24 protein-coding genes are annotated in these 21,372 nt (G+C 47.6%); 4 read left to right on the top strand and 20 right to left on the bottom strand.

Annotation, left to right across the window (positions count from 1 at the left end; translation table 11 throughout):
- Positions 1 to 31: 31 nt before the first annotated feature.
- The 7 genes from grpE to gpr form a co-directional block, all read right to left on the bottom strand.
- Entirely contained in the window at positions 32 to 601 is a 570-nt protein-coding gene (grpE, locus tag ACFSUB_RS01515) for a nucleotide exchange factor GrpE (protein WP_380711422.1), read from the bottom strand.
- Between the two features lie 49 nt (positions 602 to 650).
- Entirely contained in the window at positions 651 to 1,685 is a 1,035-nt protein-coding gene (gene hrcA, locus ACFSUB_RS01510; protein ID WP_380711421.1) for a heat-inducible transcriptional repressor HrcA, read from the bottom strand.
- A 125-nt stretch (positions 1,686 to 1,810) separates the two neighbouring features.
- Positions 1,811 to 2,983, bottom strand: coding sequence for a radical SAM family heme chaperone HemW (hemW, locus tag ACFSUB_RS01505; RefSeq protein ID WP_380711420.1), 1,173 nt, complete (start codon positions 2,981 to 2,983; stop codon positions 1,811 to 1,813).
- Complete coding sequence (gene lepA / locus ACFSUB_RS01500; protein ID WP_380711419.1) at positions 2,980 to 4,806, bottom strand: translation elongation factor 4; 1,827 nt, start codon at positions 4,804 to 4,806, stop codon at positions 2,980 to 2,982. Before lepA ends, hemW begins: the two co-directional genes overlap by 4 nt.
- A 99-nt stretch (positions 4,807 to 4,905) precedes the next feature.
- Entirely contained in the window at positions 4,906 to 5,199 is a 294-nt protein-coding gene (locus tag ACFSUB_RS01495) for a hypothetical protein (RefSeq protein ID WP_380711418.1), read from the bottom strand.
- Between the two features lie 14 nt (positions 5,200 to 5,213).
- Positions 5,214 to 6,356, bottom strand: a complete 1,143-nt coding sequence (spoIIP, locus tag ACFSUB_RS01490; RefSeq protein WP_380711417.1) for a stage II sporulation protein P — start codon at positions 6,354 to 6,356, stop codon at positions 5,214 to 5,216.
- A 439-nt stretch (positions 6,357 to 6,795) separates the two neighbouring features.
- Entirely contained in the window at positions 6,796 to 7,905 is a 1,110-nt protein-coding gene (gene gpr, locus ACFSUB_RS01485; protein WP_380711416.1) for a GPR endopeptidase, read from the bottom strand.
- A gap of 166 nt (positions 7,906 to 8,071) precedes the next feature.
- On the opposite strand from gpr, the gene rpsT reads away from it, so the two are divergent.
- Positions 8,072 to 8,338, top strand: coding sequence for a 30S ribosomal protein S20 (rpsT, locus tag ACFSUB_RS01480; RefSeq protein ID WP_380711415.1), 267 nt, complete (start codon positions 8,072 to 8,074; stop codon positions 8,336 to 8,338).
- A gap of 125 nt (positions 8,339 to 8,463) precedes the next feature.
- Here the strand turns inward: rpsT and holA are convergent, their stop codons facing one another.
- Complete coding sequence (gene holA, locus ACFSUB_RS01475) at positions 8,464 to 9,522, bottom strand: DNA polymerase III subunit delta (protein WP_380711414.1); 1,059 nt, start codon at positions 9,520 to 9,522, stop codon at positions 8,464 to 8,466.
- Positions 9,523 to 9,821: 299 nt separating this feature from the next.
- Here holA and ACFSUB_RS01470 point away from each other — a divergent pair, with 299 nt between their 5' ends.
- On the top strand, positions 9,822 to 9,959 hold the full coding sequence (locus ACFSUB_RS01470) for a YqzM family protein (protein WP_380711413.1): 138 nt from the start codon (positions 9,822 to 9,824) through the stop codon (positions 9,957 to 9,959).
- 134 nt (positions 9,960 to 10,093) lie between these two features.
- On the opposite strand, the gene ACFSUB_RS01465 is transcribed toward ACFSUB_RS01470, so the two are convergent.
- The 3 genes from ACFSUB_RS01465 to ACFSUB_RS01455 form a co-directional block, all read right to left on the bottom strand.
- The gene (locus tag ACFSUB_RS01465) at positions 10,094 to 12,427 is read right to left on the bottom strand and encodes a DNA internalization-related competence protein ComEC/Rec2 (RefSeq protein ID WP_380711411.1); all 2,334 of its coding nucleotides are present in this window, start codon (positions 12,425 to 12,427) and stop codon (positions 10,094 to 10,096) included.
- A complete protein-coding gene (locus ACFSUB_RS01460) occupies positions 12,424 to 13,719 on the bottom strand; it encodes a homocysteine synthase (RefSeq protein WP_380711410.1) in 1,296 nt (431 codons plus the stop codon). The genes ACFSUB_RS01465 and ACFSUB_RS01460 overlap by 4 nt, the downstream gene beginning before the upstream one ends.
- A gap of 75 nt (positions 13,720 to 13,794) precedes the next feature.
- The gene (locus ACFSUB_RS01455; protein WP_380711409.1) at positions 13,795 to 14,418 is read right to left on the bottom strand and encodes a helix-hairpin-helix domain-containing protein; all 624 of its coding nucleotides are present in this window, start codon (positions 14,416 to 14,418) and stop codon (positions 13,795 to 13,797) included.
- Between the two features lie 80 nt (positions 14,419 to 14,498).
- On the opposite strand from ACFSUB_RS01455, the gene comER reads away from it, so the two are divergent.
- Entirely contained in the window at positions 14,499 to 15,347 is an 849-nt protein-coding gene (gene comER / locus ACFSUB_RS01450) for a late competence protein ComER (protein ID WP_380713147.1), read from the top strand.
- 10 nt (positions 15,348 to 15,357) lie between these two features.
- On the opposite strand, the gene ACFSUB_RS01445 is transcribed toward comER, so the two are convergent.
- The 8 genes from ACFSUB_RS01445 to ACFSUB_RS01410 are packed head-to-tail and all read right to left on the bottom strand — an operon-like array spanning position 15,358 to position 20,437.
- Positions 15,358 to 16,134: a class I SAM-dependent DNA methyltransferase gene (locus tag ACFSUB_RS01445; RefSeq protein WP_380711408.1), complete on the bottom strand. Its 777-nt coding sequence runs from the start codon at positions 16,132 to 16,134 to the stop codon at positions 15,358 to 15,360.
- A 14-nt stretch (positions 16,135 to 16,148) separates the two neighbouring features.
- Entirely contained in the window at positions 16,149 to 16,502 is a 354-nt protein-coding gene (rsfS, locus tag ACFSUB_RS01440) for a ribosome silencing factor (protein ID WP_380711407.1), read from the bottom strand.
- Positions 16,503 to 17,084, bottom strand: a complete 582-nt coding sequence (yqeK, locus tag ACFSUB_RS01435; RefSeq protein ID WP_380711406.1) for a bis(5'-nucleosyl)-tetraphosphatase (symmetrical) YqeK — start codon at positions 17,082 to 17,084, stop codon at positions 16,503 to 16,505.
- Positions 17,077 to 17,649 (bottom strand): nicotinate-nucleotide adenylyltransferase, encoded by a 573-nt coding sequence (locus ACFSUB_RS01430; protein ID WP_380711405.1) that lies wholly within the window; start codon positions 17,647 to 17,649, stop codon positions 17,077 to 17,079. The genes yqeK and ACFSUB_RS01430 overlap by 8 nt, the downstream gene beginning before the upstream one ends.
- 14 nt (positions 17,650 to 17,663) lie before the next feature.
- A complete protein-coding gene (gene yhbY / locus ACFSUB_RS01425) occupies positions 17,664 to 17,957 on the bottom strand; it encodes a ribosome assembly RNA-binding protein YhbY (protein ID WP_380711404.1) in 294 nt (97 codons plus the stop codon).
- Between the two features lies 1 nt (position 17,958).
- Positions 17,959 to 18,813, bottom strand: coding sequence for a shikimate dehydrogenase (gene aroE, locus ACFSUB_RS01420; protein WP_380711402.1), 855 nt, complete (start codon positions 18,811 to 18,813; stop codon positions 17,959 to 17,961).
- Positions 18,813 to 19,922 (bottom strand): ribosome biogenesis GTPase YqeH, encoded by a 1,110-nt coding sequence (gene yqeH, locus ACFSUB_RS01415; protein ID WP_380711401.1) that lies wholly within the window; start codon positions 19,920 to 19,922, stop codon positions 18,813 to 18,815. The genes aroE and yqeH overlap by 1 nt, the downstream gene beginning before the upstream one ends.
- Positions 19,919 to 20,437 (bottom strand): YqeG family HAD IIIA-type phosphatase, encoded by a 519-nt coding sequence (locus ACFSUB_RS01410; RefSeq protein WP_380713146.1) that lies wholly within the window; start codon positions 20,435 to 20,437, stop codon positions 19,919 to 19,921. Before ACFSUB_RS01410 ends, yqeH begins: the two co-directional genes overlap by 4 nt.
- Positions 20,438 to 20,822: 385 nt before the next feature.
- Here ACFSUB_RS01410 and sda point away from each other — a divergent pair, with 385 nt between their 5' ends.
- Complete coding sequence (sda, locus tag ACFSUB_RS01405) at positions 20,823 to 20,972, top strand: sporulation histidine kinase inhibitor Sda (RefSeq protein WP_090925707.1); 150 nt, start codon at positions 20,823 to 20,825, stop codon at positions 20,970 to 20,972.
- A gap of 38 nt (positions 20,973 to 21,010) precedes the next feature.
- Here sda and ACFSUB_RS01400 read toward each other — a convergent pair whose 3' ends face one another.
- Positions 21,011 to 21,232 (bottom strand): hypothetical protein, encoded by a 222-nt coding sequence (locus ACFSUB_RS01400; RefSeq protein WP_380711400.1) that lies wholly within the window; start codon positions 21,230 to 21,232, stop codon positions 21,011 to 21,013.
- Positions 21,233 to 21,372 lie beyond the last annotated feature (140 nt).

Genomic DNA, 21,372 nt, shown 5'->3' with positions numbered 1-21,372 from the left:
GTCAGCCTCCTATAATACTTTTTCTGTTTTTTTATGCATTTACTTTTACCATAGCAGGACGGATTATTTTATCTTTTAATTTATAACCCTTTTGAAGTTCTTCCACGATTTGATTGGATTCAAACCCTTCTTCTTCCACCTGCATGACCGCCTGGTGCTGATGAGGGTCAAATGTTTCCCCCTCGGTCGGTATAACTTCCAGACCCTCCTGCTGCAGCGCTTCGAAAAACTGGGAGTAAACCATGTTGACACCCTGTAGAAGGGAACCGTCTTCTTCCTGGTCTGTCGCTGCATTCAAAGCCCGCTCAAAATTGTCAAGGACCGGAAGAAGGGACTCAATAACAGACTGGGATCTGTATTTTGCGTCCCGCTCTTTATCTTCTTTTGCCCTCCGGCGCACATTGTCCAGATCAGCCTGAACGCGCAGAGCTTTGTCCTGCCATTCGGCTGCTTCTCTCTGTGCCTTTTCCAATTCTGTTTCCTCAGCAGGCTCTTTTACATCTTCCTGTTCAACTGACGTGTCCCGGGCATCAGCTGCCTCTGCGGTTTCTTCCTGTTCTTCTTTTGCCTCTTCTTCTGTGGAAGTATAATTCTCTTTCATACGTTCACCTCCCGCTGCACGCGATTATTTCCAAACAGTGACCGGAGCTTTACGAGCGGTCCGTATACAAGTTTGTCAGAACTTTCGACAAATCTCTGGATAAATGCTCAATAAGACCGATCACCCGTGGATATTCCATTCTCGTCGGACCAACAATACTGATGGTACCAACCGGATTGCCGTTAAAGGAATAAGAAGCTGAGATGATACTGCAGTCTTCAAATGCCTGATTCGCATTTTCCTGGCCGATACGTATCATTAATCCACTCTGTTCCGGTTTCAGCAGTTCATGCATCGTGTGGTCTTCTTCAAGCAGTTCAAAAATCATACGGACTTTATCAACGTCCTTGAACTCCGGCTGGGAGAGCAGATTGGCTTTCCCTCCGTAATACACTTTTTCTTCACTGCTTTTCTGAAGGGTTTCTTCGGTGAATGACAAAGCTTCCCGGTAATTGGTTATGTGCTGTCTCAGCAGCCCGGCTACTTCTGTCGTAATCTTATTCTGGAGCTGATACAGCGGAATCCCGCGCAGGCGGTCATTCAGGATATTAGCTATTTTTTCAAGATCACTGCTGTTCAGGGCTTCCGGAAGCGACACGGTATGATTCTCGACGTGTCCGGTATCGGTGACGAGAATAGCTACAGCGTTCCGGTCATTTAACGGAATAATCTGCACCTGCTTCAATTTCGACTCGAATATTTCAGGCCCGAGTACGATGGAAGCATAACTCGTTAATTCAGACAATATCGTCGCCGACTGCTTTACCACCTGCTCTGTTTCCATTACCTTCCGGGCAAACAATGACCTTAAGTCATGAATTTCCCTGCTCGAAAGCTGATGAGGTAGCAGTAGATGATCTACATAGTGACGGTAGCCCCGCTCAGAAGGGATGCGCCCGGAAGAAGAATGCGGTTTTTCCAGAAAACCCATTTCCTCCAGATCCGCCATTTCGTTGCGGAGCGTCGCCGGACTGTAGCTCATGCCGCTCTGTTTCGATAAGCTGCGGGATCCGACAGGTTCCGCAGAATGAATATAACCATCTACAATAGCCTGTAAAATGAATAACTGCCGGTCTGTCAGCATGACAACATCACCTCTGTTAGCACTCCGGATATCCGAGTGCTAAATCTATTGTAAAGTTATCAAAAGGGATGATGTTTGTCAACAAAACAGAATGTTTTTCCATAAACGGAAGAGAATCCGGTCTGTCAGCCTTCTTCATCCAGAAGAAAACGGGCAAACACCTCATTGCCGAGAAGTCTCCCCTTTTCCGTCAACTGCAGGGCGCTTCCCGAATCATAAAGCAACCCATCCTCCGTCAGTTCCTGGAGCGCTTCCGGATAAATGTCATAATATGAGCAGTTGAACTTCCGGTAAAAACGCTGAGCCGATACGCCTTCTTTCATCCGGAGCCCCATGAACATTTCTTCTTCCATGTTCTCGGTCCGCGACACTTCATGTGTATCTTTCACCGGATCCCCCCCTGCTTTCACCGCTTTTAAATAGTGGGGAAGCGGACCAAGATTAGCGTATCTCACTCCGTTCACATACCCGTGGGCGCCTGCCCCGAAGCCGTAATACTCTTCGTTTTTCCAGTACGTTTTGTTATGTTCACTTTCTTTACCCGGCTTCGCAAAATTACTTATTTCATAGGCGTGAAATCCGGCATCATCGAGAGCTTCTTCCAGCACTTCATACATATCTGCTTCCGTATCCTCCGGCAGCGGCTTTATTTTACCCTGCCGGTACCAGTTGTGAAACATTGTTTTTTCCTCGATTTTCAACGAATAAGCGGAAACGTGATCAATATCAAGATGAACAGCCCGGCTCACGGTGTCTTTCCAGTCTTCCATCGTCTGCTCCGGCAGACCGAACATTAAATCGATCGATATATTATCAAAGCCGGATTCTCTTGCCAGCTGAACGGTCTCTACTGCTTCGGCCGCCGAATGTCCCCGGCCGATTTTCTCAAGAAGGGTGTCATTAAACGTCTGGACCCCGATGCTCAGGCGCGTGACCCCTTCTTCTTTCATCATGTCAAACTTAGCCAGGTCCGCTTCTCCCGGATTCACTTCCACCGAGAATTCACGCAGCGGGCGGGTGGAGTCCGTACGCTCTTTTACGTCCCGGAGCACCCGGCGCAGTTGTTCTGTTGAGAGGGCTGTCGGTGTCCCTCCTCCAACATAAACGGTATCAACAGGGATTGTTTCCGGCAGGGTGCGCTTCATTTCCTGCCCCAAGTGTTCAATATAATCATCCACCGGCTGGTTTTCAATAAAGAATTTATTAAAATCACAGTAAAAACAGATGTATCTGCAGAAAGGGATGTGAACATAAATCGAAGCCGGAGATGACAGAACCTGTGTCTGTGCGCTCATCATTGGTCATCATCCATCCGCAGGACAGACATGAACGCTTCCTGCGGCACATCTACTTTGCCGACACTTTTCATCCGGCGCTTTCCTTCCTTTTGTTTCTCAAGAAGTTTACGTTTTCTGGTGACGTCACCGCCGTAACATTTGGAAAGTACGTTTTTGCGCATGGCTTTAATGGTGGAACGTGCGATGATGTTGTTGCCGATGGCTGCCTGAACCGGCACTTCAAACTGCTGGCGCGGAATCAGGTCTTTCAGTTTGTCCACAATAATCTTGCCGCGTTCATATGCCATGTCACGGTGTACGATAACTGAAAGCGCATCAACAGGCTCTCCGTTGAGCAGAATGTCCATTTTGACAAGATTGGATTCCCGATATCCGGTAAGTTCATACTCAAAGGAAGCATACCCTTTTGTATTGGACTTTAACTGATCAAAAAAGTCATACACAATTTCGGTGAGCGGGAGGTGGTACACGATATTCACCCGGTTTTCATCGAGATAGCGCATATCGGTGAATTCCCCTCTTTTTTTCTGGCAGAGTTCCATTACCGCGCCGACAAAATCATTCGGCACCATAACGGCTGCTTTTACAAAAGGCTCTTCCACGAGTTCAATTTTCTGCTGGTCCGGCATATTGGATGGATTGTCAATTTCGAGCACCTCTCCATCAGTCAAATAAACATGATAAATAACGCTTGGCGCTGTCGTAATCAGGCTGATGCCGTATTCTCTTTCAATCCTCTCCTGGATGATTTCCATGTGCAGAAGACCTAAAAAGCCGCACCGGAAGCCAAAACCAAGGGCCTGGGAGCTTTCTGCTTCGAACTGCAGGGAACTGTCATTGAGCTCAAGCCGCTCGAGGGCATCCCGAAGTGCGCTGTAGTCGCCCGCATCCACCGGATGCATACCGCAGAACACCATCGGATTCATCGTTTTATAGCCCGGAAGTGGTTCTGCTGCCTGCTGATTGACATGGGTGATGGTATCGCCTACTTTTGAATCACTGACATTTTTGATGTTGGCGATTAAGAATCCGACATCCCCGACGGTCAGTTCTTCGCTTGCGACCGGTTTCGGGGTGAACACACCAACCTCGCCCACTTCAAATTCTTTTCCGGTCTGCATCATCTTGATTTTGTCTCCTGGACGAATCGAGCCTTCCACCACTCTGATATAGGAGATAACCCCGCGGTATGTATCATACAGCGAATCAAAAATGAGCGCCTGCAGCGGGTTCTCTATCTTTCCGGAAGGAGCCGGTATTCTATCGATCACCTGAGATAGTATTTCATCGGTTCCGAGTCCGCTTTTCGCAGAGGCGTATACCGCATCGGAAGCATCGATCCCGATCACGTCTTCAATTTCTTTTTTTATCCTTTCCGGTTCTGCGCTCGGCAGGTCGACTTTATTAATGACGGGGATGATTTCCAGATCATTATCTACAGCCAAATAAACATTCGCAAGCGTCTGCGCTTCAATTCCCTGCGAAGCGTCAACGACAAGAAGCGCCCCTTCACAGGCGGCCAGGCTGCGGGAGACTTCATAGGAAAAGTCGACGTGTCCCGGTGTATCTATGAGATGAAACGTATACTCTTCGCCGTCGGTATGGGCGTATTTTAAATGGACGGAATTGAGTTTGATTGTTATGCCGCGCTCCCGTTCCAGATCCATAGCGTCAAGCATCTGATCTTTCATTTCGCGTTCGGGAAGCGAACGGGTCGTCTCGAGAATACGGTCCGCAAGCGTCGATTTCCCGTGGTCGATATGGGCTATAATCGAAAAGTTTCTGATATTTTTCTGCCTGCTTTCTCTGTTTTCCTCACTCATGCTTTTATCACTCCTGCTAATTATAACACTGCACCTTTTGCAGCGAAGGTTGCCGCTCACTGACACTATCCTTCATTATATCAACAGGGAACCTTCACTTCAATATTCCCGGGAAGACTCAGAAGCAGGCGCAAACACATCCAGTCTCTTTCCAATATCAGAAAATACATTGATTTCCTTTGTCTCTTTCAACCGTTTCTGGCGTTCGAGCAGTTTTGCTTCTGTATCGGTTTCTCCCTCGACTGCCTTTGTTACGGTTTCTTCCTGCTCGTATGCAGCAGGCCGGGATACGTCCTGCGGCCGCTCCCGGTACTGTTCGGACACATGGATACCTGTCATCATTCCAACCAGAAAAAATACCGCCGCTGCCAGCAGAATGGTCAATATTCTCATAACGATCCTCCTCTTTATTTGTTCATTTCTTCATGGTAGGCACTGATCACTTCCGCCAGCGCCTCTGTTGTACGGTACGCTTCGTCCAGAGTATTTTCGACGCCGCCGATTTCAACGAGGACAGACTGTTCAGAAAGATCCTGGTTATACCGCCCGTTTGCACCGCCGCCTCCCTTGGTAAGCACCCCTCTGCTCAGTCCCGGATAGGAGGCTTCCAGTCTGCTGTTTAAATCTTTTGCCATGGCCAGATTTTTTTCGTACTGAGGATGGTTTTTTCCGATGACGAAAAAGGTCTTGGCCATTGTTTCTCCGTTCACCGTCACAGTGGTGACGTCCCGGGGCTGGGAGTCCCGGTGCAGATCAAAAAACATTTCCAGCTGCTTGTTTTCTTTTATGTCATTTTGGATAACGTTACGGGACACGTCATAAGATCTCGGGAATTCCCATCCCTTTTGATGGAGTCTTTGTGTAATGTCCGTCGTATCAACGAAAGTCTGAACCCCTCTTTCTTCCAGTTCCTTTCCAAGATGTTTTCCCACCATCGTGATGTTGACATCCTGGTGAAAAGCGCTGTCGGCATTTTCTTCAAGTTCCGGATAATACGATTCGCGGCTGTGGGAATGAACGATGTGAGCGACGGCTTCCCCGGTTTGCGTATTTTCTGTTTCTTCTTCCGTATCGAGCACCTGAAGTCTATCATCCGCCGCCTTTCTCTCTTTCATCAGCACTTCCATAGGTGGTGCGGATTCTATCGGCATGGTCGTGAAATCCGTTCCTTCCCCGGCCACTACGATATTTCCATCAAACAGCGCAAAACCCGGTATTTCCATACCCAGCATCGTTCTCGGCTCATGAAAATCCAGTCTCGTTAGAAACTCAAACAGCAGAGTCGGCACCGGGGTGCTTTCTTCTTCAGGTGGAACAGCCTGATCGAAATAATGATTTTCAAACTGAAAGGCCGACAGAAGAAGATGCTGCTGAATTTCTGAACTCCATGTATGTAACTGCCTGGAAGAAAATAAATTGTCCTGCCCCTCGGCCGTGAGAATGGTAATAAAAACCATCATAAACAACAACCCTCCTATGGTTCCTGCCGCCCATTTACGGAGACTTGTCCATATATTTTTGTTCTGCTTATTTTTCACTTCACTCCACATGCCGCTCCCTCCCTGTTCTACTCTATGAGAAAAAACTGATAGAGTAGAACGGGAGATTAAAAGAAAAACGCAGGACGCCCGAGAGAGCATCCGGACATGAAGATGGCCCCAAACAAAGCCCCTTTATATTTGTCTTATTAAAAAAGAGTGTGGGACAAAATTAAAAACAGAGAGTGAAAAACGAACGTTTTAGGTAACACGCATCCTGAACGTAGTCAAAATAGGGCTTCTCCTGCGGGAACAGCACGTGTCTCGAGACCCCGCAGGAAGCGGGTTTCTCCCGAGGAGGCTCGAGCCGTGCCCGCGGAAAGAGCCCTATTTTGACGAAGTGATGGAAGATGTACCATAAAATGCCGAACGATTTTTTCTTAAATCGTTCGGCATTTTTCTACCTTATAGAGGTTTTGTCCCAGACTCTTAAAATACCTTCATTTTCATTTTACTTTGTGTACGTGCCGGTGCTTTCCTGGGAAATACTTTCGTGCAGGGCTGCGTTCAATCCTTCGGCGACGACATTGGCCATGTTATCCATGAACACGTCCACCTCTTTGGGCGTCACCATCAGATTGTGACCCAGCGGAGCTAAAACTTCCTGAATCAACTGCCTTTTTTCCTGTTCTTCCAGACCGCCTACCATACCAAACACAGCCTGGCGCTTGTCATCAGCCGGAAGGTCCTCCTCATGCAGTTCTTTTCTTTCGCCAAAGACCATACCGGCCGGCGCCAGGGCATCGCCGGGAGCGTCTTTGTCTTTCATTTCCCTGCCAAGATGCTTCAGCATAAAATCGATAGTGTCGCTCGTGATCGTCACGGCATCCACCACCGTTGGTATACCTATCGCAATGACGGGAATACCGAGCGTTCTTCTGCTTAACTCACGCCGTTGATTGCCGACACCGGAGCCGGGATGAATGCCCGTATCCGACATTTGAATCGTGGTGTTCACCCGTTCAATCGAGCGGGAAGCAAGGGCGTCAACGGCTATCACAAAATCAGGTTTTGTTTTCTCCACTGCCGCCGCAATAAGTTCACTCGTTTCCACCCCGGTCAGCCCCATCACCCCCGGGGAAAAAGCACTAACAGAACGGAAACCCTCTTCCACTTGTTCCGGCGCTTCCATGAAAAGATGGCGGGTGATAACGAGCTTGTCAACAACCATAGGGCCAAGAGCGTCCGGGGTTACATTCCAGTTTCCAAGGCCTGTAATTAAACAGGCAGCATCCTTTTTAATGCCGAGGCGTTTTAAAAAACCCGCTGTTTCCCGGGCAAGTACGGCTTCCATGGCCTGCTGCAGTTCCGTGTCCTGTTTACGAACACCCTGTGCTTCAAAGGTCAGATACTCGCCCGCCTCTTTACCTGTGTTTTCGGCGCCTGCTTCCGTGATGGTTACGTTCGTTATTTTGACGCCGTTTTCTTCTTTTTCATGAACCCGGATACCGCTTTCGATATTCTGGTCCGACGGGCGGTTCAGTTCCTTTTCTTCCAACAGTTCTTTTTCTTCCACTGCGAGATCGGTACGCACATTGTAGGAAGACATATCCAGTTCCATCTTATCCACCTGCTTTCATTGCATCCTGATTTGCTGTTGTTATGTAGTATGTACTGGAATAAGCTTGTTATTCGCCTTGCACGTCGATCTGTTTTTTGATAGAATCCTCTTGTGTTTCATTCTCTGCAGAACGTGCAAAATGGAACAAAACAAGGGAGGTGACAACATGCCAAATATTAAACAGGCGAAAAAACGCGTGATTGTTAATGAATCCAAGCGCGTCAAGCAGCATGCCTTCAGGTCAGCCATGCGCACTGCCATCAAGGAATTCAACAAGAAGGCAGACAACAAGGATGTAGAAGGTGCCAAAGATCTTCTTTCCCTGGCGACGAAAAAAGTGGACAAAGCTGCTGACAAAAAGATGATTCATAAAAATACAGCAGCAAGAGCCAAGTCAAAAATGAATCAGCGTTTCAACGAAATCGCGCAGTAATAATGAAAACGACTCCTCTGCAGAGTCGTTTTTTTATGGATGAAAAAGTATAAAATGCCGGTGTTTTGAGGTCCGGCTTCAGCGGCCGGCCGCTCAGGGTTTCTTCCCGTGCGCTTGCGCCTTTCTTATACTGCCAGACCGGCTATACTTAGTTCCAGCTGCAGGTGTTTGTCCATTTTTCCTGTTTTTATCCGTTCATCTGCTTCGGCCAGTTTCTGAAGTACTTCTTTCAGCCGGGTTTCAGAATACGTTCTGCTCTGTTCTTCCGCTACTTTTACAGCGTAAGGGTGTACTTTCAGCCTCGACGCCATTTTCTGACGGGAATAGCCTGTCTTCTTTAATTGATAAACATGCAGAATCATGCGGAACTGTCTGGCCAGGAGGGTCAGGATTTTAATGGGCTCTTCATTTTGTTTCATCAGGTCATAGTGAATGCGAAACGCCTGCTCCGCCCGGCCGTGCACGACGTGGTCCACCAATTCAAATACATTGTCCTCAAGGTTGCGCGGGACCAGCTCCTCCACCATCTCTTCTGTAATCTGCCTTTGCTCTCCGGCGTACAACGCCAATTTATCCATCTCCGAAGACAGCATCATCATATCTTTCCCGGCCAGCTGCATCATCTTCTCTTTCGCCCCGGATGTTATCGATACGCCCCTTGTTTCGCAGAAACGTTCGATCCACTGCCCCATATTTTTTTCATCAAAAGAAGAAGCTTCCAAAAAAACACCCTGTTTTTTCAGCTTTTTGACGATTTTTTTCCGTTCATCCAGTTTTTCATACGGAGCGGTGAAAATCATGACCGTTTCTTTCGGGGGATTGTCGATATATTCTTCCAGATAAGAAAGATTATGTTCCACTTTCTCTTTGTCTTTTGCTCCTGTTAAAAAGTAGCAGTTTTTCAGTACGACGACCCGTCCCGACCCAAAGAAAGGCAGCGTCTCCCCTTCTTCCAGAGCCGTCTCCACCGGGACCTCCTTCATGTCATAGACGGAATGATTAAAATCCCGTTCTTCTTCAGCCAGCGTATTTGCCGTTATTTTTTCCATCACATTGGTTATTAAGTACGCCTCTGTTCCATATAATAAGTAAAGCGGCGCGATATTTTGATTTTCGATGTCGTTTAAAAGCGGAATGTAGTCCATCCATGCAGCACCCCTATAGCAATGTTCGTTTCCTTCCATCTTATGCTTCCTCGTTATTTTTGGCAACAAGGAGGGAAAAGGAAAGTGCACGTGAGGCACTTTCCATTTATTATAAACGTTGATAAAAAGGCCTAGGACAACTTTTTATCAACGATATCCGGGGTTCATTTTTTAGTTTATCCTATGTCCCTCCCGGTTATAGGTGACAACTGTTTACAGCTCCGGCAGTGTCACCCTTCTTTTATTCGACCTGACAGAATCGTGAAGCAGATATGGATTTTTGTTCTTACTTGTCTTATAATGAACGAAGAAGTGCATCCATAAGGAGGGAATGGGCCGTGAATGAATTTGAAAGGGACGTGCAGAGTAAACGTAATGACCTGATCGACTCTGTCGTCGGTTTCGTTGTGCCTTTTGCTTTTTTCACCATTATCATGGTAGTAGCTACGGTGATTGAAGTGGCAGGCGGCTTTTAAAACGGACTCAATGAACATGGTACTCTGATCTCTTCCGAGTTTCCATATACTGCGCCGTGCGCTGCAGCAGGAACAAGCTGTCCCGTCCAACCGGGGCAGCTTCTCTTATTCCAGTGCAGATGACCAGCTCTTCCTCACCCCTCTTCACAGTTCTGACCGCCTTCTGGTGCCGCCTGCCGGACTCCGCGGATGCGGTCTTCGGTGAACGTAATTTGTACTGCTCCCGCTGCATCTGTCCGGTAGACCTGTGCTCCCGCTTTTTCAAGCGTTTCCAGTGTCTCTTCATGCGGGTGCCCGAAACGGTTGCAGCGTCCGGCGGAGATTAGCGCCGCCTTTACTCCCAGCTGCTCGATAAATGCCGGTGAACTGGAGGTGCGGCTGCCGTGATGTCCAGCTTTCAGAATATCGGCTTTTACATCCGGGAACTCAGACAGCAGTTCTTCTTCCCCTGACCGCCCTATATCCCCTGTGAACAGCCAGTTCGTATTTCCAAGGTCAGCCCGCAGAACAACGGAACGTTCATTGCCTGCCGGCTCATCCCCGTCAGGAGCAAGCACCTGAAACGAACTGCTTCCTGCATGCCAGGCCAGTCCCCGGCCGGCTGGAACGATAGGAATCCCCTTTTTCCATACAGTATCCAGCAGGGCCGCTTCCGCCTCTTTAAAATTTCCGCCTTTTCCGTATAGAACCTCTTTAATTCCCACATTTTCGAGTAAGGCGGGCGTACCTCCATAATGATCAATATCTCCATGCGTAAGAATCAATTTATCAAGAGTCGTGATTCCTTCTGCCTTTAAAAATGGCACCACAACATCCTCTCCCGGATCGTACGGCTCCTCTCTTTCTTCCCATTCTTCCTTCGGAAAATCCGGCACACCTCCTGTATCAATCAGGTAGACGGCCCTGCGATACGGAAGTTCAATTACGAAACTGTCTCCCTGACCGACATCAAGCATCGTAACGTAGCCCCGGTTATCCATGTACGGAAGAGCTTTCTGAAACGTCAGCGTTCCCGCAACAAGCAGAGCCGGAAGCAGAAGGCGGCGGTACCTTCCTGTTTGTTCAAGCCGGATGAAAAATAAGTAAACCGCAGTACCCAGTAATCCGGTTAAAACAAGGGACAGTTTTCCACCGGTATACGTAAACGCATTCCAGCTTCCGGCAGCAGACAGCATGACATGAGCAAATGATACAATCTCCTGCAGGGGAACCACAGCCAGAGAAAACAGCGCCGCATTCAGAAACGAAACGGCAAACAAAACGATGACACCCGGAAGGACAATAACAGAAATGAAAGGTACAAACACGAGATTAAGGACAATACTTAGGAACGAAAACTCATAGAAATGAAACAAAATAACAGGAAGCCCGGCAAACTGAGCGATAACACTCACATAAAAAGCCATTTTCCATCTGTTCTTTTGGTGTAATATGTTTCTCGAAAGAAGAAGAGACGCACTGATAAGAAAGGACAGCTGAAAGCCGATATGGTAGAGGTAATAAGGATGGATGAATAAGAAAAGAAGCGCGGCAAGACAGAGAACGAAAAAAGGATCCATGCTTTTTCTTCCCGTTTTGTCCCATATAATAAAAGCCGATACCATACCTGCCGCACGCAGAACAGAAGGAGCAGCCCCGGCGAGTATCGTATAAAAAGGCAGCAGTATAAGCAGGACCCACTCTGCTTTTTCTTTTGTCAGTCCTATACAAAGCAACAGAAAGTAAAGCATGGCACAAAGAAGTCCAACATGAAGACCTGATACGGCAAGAAGATGGATTAATCCAAGCGATTGATAATCGGTTTCTGTATCTGCTTCAAGCAGGTCCCGTTCACCGAACAAAAGAGCTGCCGCAATACCTTTCAGTGGTTCCGGGAATGCGGTGTCAATACGCTGCACGCCTTCGTATCTCCATCCCTTCAACATATACAAAGGGTTTCGGCTCATACCGCTGCACCGGATGTCCTCCACAGAGGCAGCCTCCATTTCCCAGTAGGTGTGTTGTTGTTTTACATACCGCCTGTAATCAAATGCATGAAAGTTGGAAGCAGTGGAAGGATAACTTAAGGCTCCCCGGATAGAACATATACTGCCTGGAGCGTAGGAGGCGGAGATGGGTATTTCCGTTTTTTCCTGAAGCATTAAACGGATCTGGACTCTTTCGCTGTCCTGTTTCTGGAGGGTATAGCGGACAAGACTGCCATCCCGGTGCGGTCCATCTTCAATTGTTCCCTGAATGACGGTTTCTTCTCCGCTTAACGAAGAAACATGAGCGTTCTCCACCCATACCGCGCGCAGCGAAAACAGCATCAATACGAGGATGAAAACAGCAATAGATGCAGCGCTCTTTCGGAACAATAAAAGAAAGAGAGGGCACACCGCCGCTCCGACTGCCCATATCCCGCCTGAAACGACGAAATGGACGGCGGCTGCCCCACTCCATACAAACCATACGGTGTCTTTTTTCACGTCACGCTTTGCTGGCTTTTCTCAAGCGCCTGTTCAATATCTGCGATAATATCGTCTGCGTGCTCGATACCGGCAGATATACGGATAAGATCCGGCGTCAGACCGGCCGCTTTCTGGTCTTCTTCGGTCAGCTGCTGGTGGGTGGTGCTCCCCGGGTGGATGACCAGCGTCTTAGCATCGCCGACATTGGCAACGTGGGACAGGAGTTTGCAGGCATTGATAAAAGCCTTTCCTTCTTCCACTCCCCCTTTAATGCCGAATGTAAGAATGGCGCCTTTGCCTTTGGGAAGATATTTTTCCGCTTTGTCAAACGTAGGATGAGACGGCTGCCCCGGATAGTTCACCCATTCCACGTAAGGGCTTTTTTCAAGATAGTCAACGATTTTCTCCGCATTCTCACAGTGTCTTTCCATCCGAAGATGAAGTGTCTCCAGTCCCTGAATAAGAAGAAAGGAATTCATCGGAGCAAGAGCCGGGCCGAGATCACGCATTAACTGTACCCTGGCTTTGAGAATATAAGCCAATTCTCCGACTGCTTCGGTGTACACTACACCGTGATAACTTGGGTCGGGCTCGCTCAGTTCCGGAAATTTTCCGTTGTTCCAATTAAAACGTCCGCTGTCTACAATCACTCCTCCGAGGGTTGTCCCGTGTCCGCCGATAAATTTGGTCGCGGAATGAACAACGATATCCGCACCGTAATCAATCGGACGGCAGAGTGCCGGTGTAACGACTGTGGCATCAACGATCAAAGGAAGGTCATGGGAATGGGCAACTTCTGCTGCTGCTTCAATATCAAACACTTCCCCGTTCGGGTTGCCGATCATTTCACCGAAGACGAGCTTTGTCTTATCGTTGATTTTTCCGGCAAACGCTTCGGGGTTGGTTCCATCTACGAGATGAACGGTAATTCCAAACTTAGGGAGAGTATGTACAAACATGTTGTACGTACCGCCGTAAAGTCCGCTTGACGCAACAATTTCATCGCCTGCGCCGCAGATATTCAGCACTGCAAGCTGAATAGCGGAACTTCCGCTCGCGGCCGCAAGAGCCCCGACTCCTCCTTCAAGTTCAGCCATTCGTTTCTCAAACACGTCCTGGGTGGGATTCATGATCCTTGTATAAATGTTCCCAAATTCCGACAAGGAAAAGAGATTCGCCGCCTGATCGGTGTCTTTGAACTCATAAGAAGTAGTCTGATAAATCGGCACCGCACGCGACTGCGTTGTTGGGTCTGCTTCCTGCCCGGCGTGAACCGCTTTCGTTTCGAAATTCCAATCTTGTTCGCTCACTTGTATATCCCCTTTCATATCAGCGTTCCTCTTTATATTATCAAAATATTCATATAGTTGAAATCCTTTTTATATTTAATGAAAGGACAGACTTTCCTTCATCTGCTCAAGTGATGCTTCGCCGATTCCCGACACATTCAGCAGATCTTCCCCGCTTTCAAAAAACCCTTCCTCTTCTCTATAGGAAATAATGGCTGACGCTTTGGCAGGCCCGATGCCCGGCAGCGTTTCAAGTTCCGCAGTTTCTGCGTAATTGATGCGGACTTTTTCCCCTTCTTCCGCTGCAGAACCTGGTACAGAAAGCTCTTCCTCCCCTTCTTCCGGCACGCGGACAACCATCGCATCGTACAGCTTTTCAGCAAAATTGACCGCCTTTGGTTCTGCATGATCTGTCATGCCGCCTGCTTCATCGATTGCGTCTATCACCCGTTTTCCCTCTTTCAGCTCATATACCCCGGGCTCTTTCACCGCCCCCTTCACATCGATAACGACATGTACAGGACCGGCGTTTTTCTCTTTCTGTCCGGATGTCTCTTCTTTTTCTGCTTCAGCCGTCTCTTCTTCTTCCCAGAACACGTCCTCCCTCTCTGTGTTCTTTCCCCCTCCTTTTCCGTCAAATAAGAACAAAAGAAGAAAAACCACCAGCACAACAACAGCAGCACTTCCTGCTGCAACCGCGTACATCAGATTCCGGTTCATGATTTTCACCTCCTTCATTTTTTTGCGGAATAGTTAAGAGATTTGTCGCATAGGATGTGGGAGTCGGATTGTTACAGAATATGCAAACAGGAGGGATCAGCGTGGATAACATAGGATTGATCGGAACGGGAAATATGGGAGGAATGCTGGCTGAAGTCATGCTGGAACAGAACAGTGTACCGCCGGAACGTTTGTATATTTATAACCGGTCGGTTGAACGAAACAAAAACTTTCAGGCCTCGTACCCACTTGTTCATGCAGCCGGCAGCATAAAAGAACTGCTCGCCGGTACAGATGTGATTTTTATCTGCGTTCGTCCGAAACAATACGGACCGCTGCTTCACGAACTGAAAAAATATCTGACGATGGAACATATCGTAGCAACAATAACGAGTCCGGTGCTGCTGGAAGATCTCGAACGTCTTCCGGCACGGAGAGTTGTACGGACCGTACCTACCATTGCAAACAAAACCGGTACCGCTCCACTGCTTCTCACGTTCGGCAGCCACTGGACAGAAAAAGAGAAAGTCGTGTTCAGAGAGTGGCTCGGCACATTCAGTGACCCCGTCCCTCTTACCGACAAAACGCTTCGGGTCTCAAGCGACATTGTCAGCTGCGGTCCTGCATTTATGAGTTACCTTCTACAGTGTTTTATTGAGGCCGCTGCAGACGAAACAGATATTGAATACGGGGAGGCGGAAAAGCTTGCGGAAAAGATGATGATGGCATACGGCCGGCTGCTGTCTGAAAAACACTACAGCCTGCCGGAGCTATGCCAAAAAGTCAATGTACCGGGTGGTGTAACAGGAGAAGGACTGGAAGTGCTGAGCAGGTTAAGCGCAGGCATGTTTGAGGAATTGATCGGTCGTACTCATCAAAAATACGAAGATGATAAAGAAGAAATGGCATCTCTTTTTGTAGAAGAATAAGCCTGCTTTTTTATAAGTTTATACCGGCAGAACGGTTTTGTACAGTTTTTTTTGCATGAAAAAAAATACGGTCCGTCTCTTCTCCCGGAGCATTAAAGGTAAAATCTCCGTAAATACCGCAGACCTCGAAGCCGCATGTTTCTAAAACAGCGCAGTATATCGAGACAGGGAACGTACGCTGCAGGTGGCGTTCGTCAAATCTTTCATACACATTGTCACGGCGGTGGATAAAAAGAGAGAGATCGTGTTGTACTTCCAACTTTCTTCCGGTGGGAACGACATTCCATATGTAGGCTGCATCAGCGGCTGCATCAGCGAAAGAAAAATCCTGCAGCACGTCTTCCACATAACCGGTCGAATGAACATCAAAAACAAGCGACCCGCCGTCGTTCAGATGCTCGTAAAAAGCGGTGAAAGTATCGTGCAGCTCTGATTCCTCCGTGATGTAATTCAGCGAATCGCAAAAAGAAACCACCGCGTCGTATGAGCCGGAAAGACGAAATGCACGCATATCTTCGTGATAAAGGGCCGGGGCAATACCACGCTCGCTCAGTTTCTGCTCCGCGGCATCAAGCATATCCCGGGAGGCATCGAGCCCCTCTGCGTCATATCCGCTTTCGAAAAGATCAACAAGAATGGTTCCCGTTCCGCAGCCTGCATCCAGTATGGTTTGCGGCCGGGAATCTTCCTGCTCCATAAGTTTCTTAATCCATAGGAGCCACTCGTCATAAGGAGCTTGTTCCATCAAGCGGTCATACACTTGAGCGAAGCCGGCGTAAGTCCCCATGTTTCAACCTCTTTCTAGTTGGATACTGTTTCCAGGTCTACCGTGGAAGCGTCTCCCCACAATTTTTCAAGATTATAATACGGGCGTTCATCTTTATGAAACAAATGGACAATGACATCTTCAAGATCGATGAGAATCCACTTTGCTTCGTCAAACCCTTCCAAACGCTTGACTTCTTTACCTGCTTCCTGGGCCTGCTTTTTGATATCCTGGGCAATAGCCTGAACCTGCTTATACGAATTACCATGAGCAATCAGAAAATAATCCGCAATCAGAGAAATCCCTCTCATATCAAGTGCAGTGAGCTGTTCTGCTTTCTTGTCATCAGCAGCACCTGCGGCCAGTTCGAGTAGTTCCTTTCCTTCCATTTATTCTCCTCCTTCGTTTTGCTGCTTTTTAAACGTTACATCATTGTAGGCTTCTAACGTACCGGGAAATACCGGTTGGTTTTTCTGAAGTAAAAAGGTTACCGTATTAGACAGTGCTGTACGGACCGCTTCGTCAATGTCGGTCTCTGCTTTTTCCCGGGCCTGTTCCACGCCGGGGAATTTACGGTTCGGTTCAATATAATCCGCGAGAAAAATAACTTTTTCCATATCAGACATTCCCGGTCTGCCGGTAGTATGCCAAAAAATCGCGGACAGTATTTCTTCATCGGTAATGCCGATTTCCTTTTTCACCAAGTGGGCGCCGGCCGGTGCGTGGAGCAGTTCATCCCCGTAATGAATAAAATCCTCGTCCATCTGCTGTTCCTTAATAATACCACGCATTTCGTCTTTGGAGCGGAATTTGGCGTAATCATGAAAAATAGCAGCCATTTCCGCTTTATCCTGATCGACACCCAGCTTTTCAGCCAAGGTGAGCGCCGCATCTCTTACTCCCAATGTATGCCTGTAGCGGTGCTCTGTCAAATGAGGTTTTACTGTTTCAAGTGCTTCTTTCCTATTCATACAACTTATTCTCCTTAATAAAAGTCCGAACGGGCTCCGGCAGATAATATCGGATATTTCTGCCCTGCTGGATTCTTTCCCTGATCATCGTTGATGAAATATTCATTAAGGGAACTTCAATATAACACATTCTTTCTCCACTTTTTGGAAAAGAGTAGCCGGGGCGGTCAATCACAGCAAACGTAACACGCTGCATTAATTCCTCTATGTTCTTCCAGGATGAAAGGCCGGCTGCCATATCCCCGCCGACAATGAAATAAAAGTCAGTGTCCGGGTACTCCTTGTTCAACCGTTTCACGGTATCCAGCGTATAGGAAGGGCCTTTTCGGTCCAGTTCAACAGCAGAAGTGAAAAAATGGCGGTTTCCCTCTGCGGCAAGCTTTGTCATCTGCAGCCTTTCATTGGGCCCGGCCATATAATCCCGGGACTTATGAGGTGGTGAATACACCGGGATGAACCATACTTCATCCAGTTCCAGAATGGTCAGTGCTTCCTGAGCGATAATAAGATGCGCATGATGCGGCGGATCAAACGTCCCTCCGAGCAGACCGATTTTTTTCTTCATATCATATATCCCTTCTAGGACGGCAGGTCAATCGTTTTATTTTCACTTGATTCTTTGTAAAGCACAATGGTGTTTCCTATAACCTGCACCACGTCAGCGCGGGCTCCCTGCGCAAGGGAATCAGAAGCCTCATGCTTATCTTCCATACAGTTTTGGAGCATATTGATTTTGATGAGTTCTCTTGCTTCGAGCGCATCCGCTGTCTGGTTCACAAGGTTATCGGTTATTCCGGCCTTCCCGATTTGAAATACCGGTTTAAGTCCGTGTGCTTTTCTTCTTAAAAATCGCTTCTGCTTTCCCGTCAACAATTTAATTCCCTCCAAGTTGTTTCATCACTACATCATGCATGCGTTCAGTATCGGGCTGTACGCCCGTCCATTTTTGGAAAGCAATGGCCCCTTGTCCGACAAACATTCCTGTTCCGTTCAAAATATCCGCCCCTGCTTTCCCGGCTTCCTGCAGCCACTTCGTCTTCAGCGGGTTGTATATTAAGTCACTGCAGATACACCCCGGCTTCAGGTTTTCGACCGGCCACGGCATACTTTCGGTGTGGGGGGACATACCAACAGATGTTGTGTTAATAATAATATCAAATGAGGACGTTTCTTTTTCTGCTTCTTCGGTTGGCAGTGCGCGGATGGCGGCTCTTTCTGCCACATGTTCCTGTAAAGCTTGTGCTTTGGAAAAAGTCCTGTTCGCAAGGGTTATCCGCTTTGCCCCATGACCGGTCAAAGCACTTATTACTGCACGAGCCGCTCCGCCGGCACCGATAACAAGAATATCAGCATCAGAGAACGTATCCCCGGTTTTTGTCAACAGCGACTGCACGTATCCCTCTCCGTCGGTATTATAGCCGATCCAGCCATCTTCTTCCTTTACGACCGTGTTCACCGCCCCGATTAACCGGGCTTCTTCGTCCAGCCCGTCCAGGTACTGCATCACTTCAATTTTGTGCGGAACAGTAACATTAAATCCTGAAACACCAAGAGCTTTCAGTCCCTGCACCGCCTCCTCAAGATGCTGCGGAAGCACATCAAATGCATGATAAAAAGAAGGCAGCCCCTGATGCTGAAATTGGTCGTTGTGCATAAGAGGCGACAGGGAATGACCGACAGGATGACCGATCACCCCATACAAATTTTCTGCATGTAACACGCGACTCATTAGATCACCGCCTCTCTTATTGTAACACCGGTGCCTTTCGGCGCATAAACGGTCACAACCGCATCCGGTTCCACAACCGTTATCCAGCCGAGACCGGAAATAACGATGTCCATTTTCGGCTGTTTAATATGAAATGTATGCTCCGCAAAGGCAGGCATCTCCTCAAGTGTTTCTCTGCCGGGCGGGGACAGCATCTCCCCTTTATGGTTTTCATACAATGCATCAGCATTATCGAGCTTGGTCCGGTGGATTAACAATTCATTGTCCACATACACAACGAAAGAATTCCGGTTGCCTTCATTAAAGTCCATCCTTGCCAGTCCGGCAATAAACAGTGTCTGTTTTTCTTCCAGCTGATAAATGACAGGCTTGATTTCCCTTGAAGGGGTCAGGGCCTTCAAATCTTTCCGGCTTACATAGTGCGCCAGCTGCCGTTCATTGATAACACCCGGGGTATCATACATACTGCGGCCGTCATCAAGCGGGATGTCAATTAAATCAAGCGTCGTGCCGGGATACCCTGAAGCGGTGATCCGCTGTTCTTCATCTCCGCCGAACGCTTCAATCAATGCATTAATGAACGTCGATTTCCCTACATTGGTACACCCGGTAATATAGACGTCCTTCCCGTGCCGCAGTTCGTCCATTTTGGCCGCTGCTTTCTCCACGCTCTGTTTTTTCTCCGCACTCATGAGCATAACACCTGCCGGTTTAAGCCCCTGTTCCTTTGCTTCCCTGCGTATCCAGTCTTTCAGCCGGTTTTCATTAATGGACTTTGGCAGAAGATCCATTTTATTGACAAGAAGCAGCACGTCGTTTCGACCGATATAGCGCTGAAAGCCCGGTATCCAGCTTCCTTCGATGTCAAACGCATCTACAATTTTTACGATTAAAGCATCCTCCTTGGCCAGATCATGAAGCTGGTTTGTAAAATCGGTGTTTCGCAGTGGAATTTCCTGCACTTCATTATAATGCTGCAGACGAAAACAGCGCATACAGACCACAATCTCTCTATTCAGCGCTGCCGGAGGTACGTATCCCGGTTTTTCCGGGTCTTCTGTTTGAATACCCGCCCCGCAGCCGGGACAGATAAGTTTATCTTCCTTCACCTTGATTCCTCCCACTGTATCAATCCTTTTTCCTTTAAACGGCGCAGGACCATGCGTTCCACACCCCGGTTAATTTTCGTCCAGAGTCCGTCATTCTTGCTCACCGGCACAACCAGCACGGTGTAAAATCCAGCCCGGTTTCCCCCGAATACATCTGTCAGCACCTGGTCGCCGATAACCACCACTTCACTTTTTTTCAGCCCCATGTTCCGGCATGCTTTCCGGAAGGCGTGTCCCATCGGTTTTTTCGCTGAGTGGATGAACTGAATCCCGGTCGGCTCTGAGAAAGAACTGACTCTTTCTTTGCTGTTATTGGATACAATCGTGACTTGAAAACCCTGCTGTTTCACAAAATACATCCAGTCCAGGAGCTCCGGCGTCGCTTCCGGACGGTCCCATTCCACGAGCGTATTATCTAAATCTGTAATAATCCCTTTAATCCGCCGTTCGCTTAAATCCTCAAGGTTCAAGTCGAAAACAGACGGAAGGTATTCATTGGGCATAAATTGTTTAATCACGGTGTCACCCTTTTACCTTTCAATTTCTCCGTACAAACACCTGCTAAATGGAAAGTATATCGTTAAAAACGGTATTTTTCAAACCATACCCGTATATGAAAAGTTTTCGACATTATTTTAAATCAACTTGTATGTGGATAACTTTTTCCGTATGAAAAAAATTGAAATAGGAAGGGTTTTCAGACTTCATGCAGCTATTATAAACAACTTATCCACCGCCTCTGTGGATAAAACGAACGGTTGTTCTTACAACGGCATCATGGTACACTATTTCTACATTACGCTGGAAATTCCTGATGGAATCATACCTGCGAGCAGCCCGCAGACCGTATACCCAGGTTGTAATAACAGGAAGACCGTCAAGGAGGTGTCGTGCCCTCTTATGAAACAGTTATCGGATGAATTACTGATTGAAGCGTATGAAAAAGCTCTGCGTCTTCAGTTAAATGATGATTTTATTTTAGTGCTTGAGCAGGAAATCAAGAACCGTTCCCTTCAGGAAAAATGCATGAAGCCGGTTATAACCATGTAAGAGGGAAATAGTAGTAAAAAGCCTTTCCGGAGTACACCCTATCCGGAAAGGCTTTTTATTTTAACATATTCTCTTGGTGCAAACGTGTCTTTTTCCACAGGCTCGTCAGACAGTAAAATCGTTTCTGTATTTTCCGGATACGTGTAAAAGGCTTCCATCCGTTTTTGTTCAACATATTGATCCGCCACCCAGGCTCCGCTCAGGATAAACAGAAAAAGAAGAAAAAACACGCCCCCTTGAAAAAGATGGGTCTGCTTCATGATATGCTCCTTTTCTTTTTTTATTACTATGAACCGTATCCTGATTTTTCATTCACAAAATTTTTATTTTCTTGTTTCTACCTATATATCAGTAATGCCCAAACGCCCTGAAAAACAGATGCTTACAGATGCACGGCTGG

Source organism: Salibacterium lacus, from assembly GCF_042684865.1.
Taxonomy (GTDB): Bacteria; Bacillota; Bacilli; order Bacillales; family Marinococcaceae; genus Salibacterium; species Salibacterium lacus.
This window is presented reverse-complemented; position numbering and strand designations above follow the sequence as displayed.

What these genes read in the sequence shown, in the direction of transcription:
- sda (WP_090925707.1), top strand. Translation starts at nt 20,823, where the DNA reads ATGAAACAGTTATCGGATGAATTACTGATTGAAGCGTATGAAAAAGCT.
- ACFSUB_RS01400 (WP_380711400.1), bottom strand. Translation starts at nt 21,232, where the DNA reads ATGAAGCAGACCCATCTTTTTCAAGGGGGCGTGTTTTTTCTTCTTTTT.
- ACFSUB_RS01430 (WP_380711405.1), bottom strand. Translation starts at nt 17,649, where the DNA reads ATGAAGAAAAAAATCGGTCTGCTCGGAGGGACGTTTGATCCGCCGCAT.
- ACFSUB_RS01455 (WP_380711409.1), bottom strand. Translation starts at nt 14,418, where the DNA reads ATGAACCGGAATCTGATGTACGCGGTTGCAGCAGGAAGTGCTGCTGTT.
- lepA (WP_380711419.1), bottom strand. Translation starts at nt 4,806, where the DNA reads ATGAGTGAGGAAAACAGAGAAAGCAGGCAGAAAAATATCAGAAACTTT.
- yqeK (WP_380711406.1), bottom strand. Translation starts at nt 17,084, where the DNA reads ATGAATAGGAAAGAAGCACTTGAAACAGTAAAACCTCATTTGACAGAG.
- grpE (WP_380711422.1), bottom strand. Translation starts at nt 601, where the DNA reads ATGAAAGAGAATTATACTTCCACAGAAGAAGAGGCAAAAGAAGAACAG.
- aroE (WP_380711402.1), bottom strand. Translation starts at nt 18,813, where the DNA reads ATGAGTCGCGTGTTACATGCAGAAAATTTGTATGGGGTGATCGGTCAT.
- rsfS (WP_380711407.1), bottom strand. Translation starts at nt 16,502, where the DNA reads ATGGAAGGAAAGGAACTACTCGAACTGGCCGCAGGTGCTGCTGATGAC.
- spoIIP (WP_380711417.1), bottom strand. Translation starts at nt 6,356, where the DNA reads ATGTGGAGTGAAGTGAAAAATAAGCAGAACAAAAATATATGGACAAGT.
- comER (WP_380713147.1), top strand. Translation starts at nt 14,499, where the DNA reads ATGCAAACAGGAGGGATCAGCGTGGATAACATAGGATTGATCGGAACG.
- ACFSUB_RS01445 (WP_380711408.1), bottom strand. Translation starts at nt 16,134, where the DNA reads ATGGGGACTTACGCCGGCTTCGCTCAAGTGTATGACCGCTTGATGGAA.
- gpr (WP_380711416.1), bottom strand. Translation starts at nt 7,905, where the DNA reads ATGGAACTGGATATGTCTTCCTACAATGTGCGTACCGATCTCGCAGTG.
- hrcA (WP_380711421.1), bottom strand. Translation starts at nt 1,685, where the DNA reads ATGCTGACAGACCGGCAGTTATTCATTTTACAGGCTATTGTAGATGGT.
- ACFSUB_RS01495 (WP_380711418.1), bottom strand. Translation starts at nt 5,199, where the DNA reads ATGAGAATATTGACCATTCTGCTGGCAGCGGCGGTATTTTTTCTGGTT.
- rpsT (WP_380711415.1), top strand. Translation starts at nt 8,072, where the DNA reads ATGCCAAATATTAAACAGGCGAAAAAACGCGTGATTGTTAATGAATCC.
- hemW (WP_380711420.1), bottom strand. Translation starts at nt 2,983, where the DNA reads ATGATGAGCGCACAGACACAGGTTCTGTCATCTCCGGCTTCGATTTAT.
- holA (WP_380711414.1), bottom strand. Translation starts at nt 9,522, where the DNA reads ATGGAAGGAAACGAACATTGCTATAGGGGTGCTGCATGGATGGACTAC.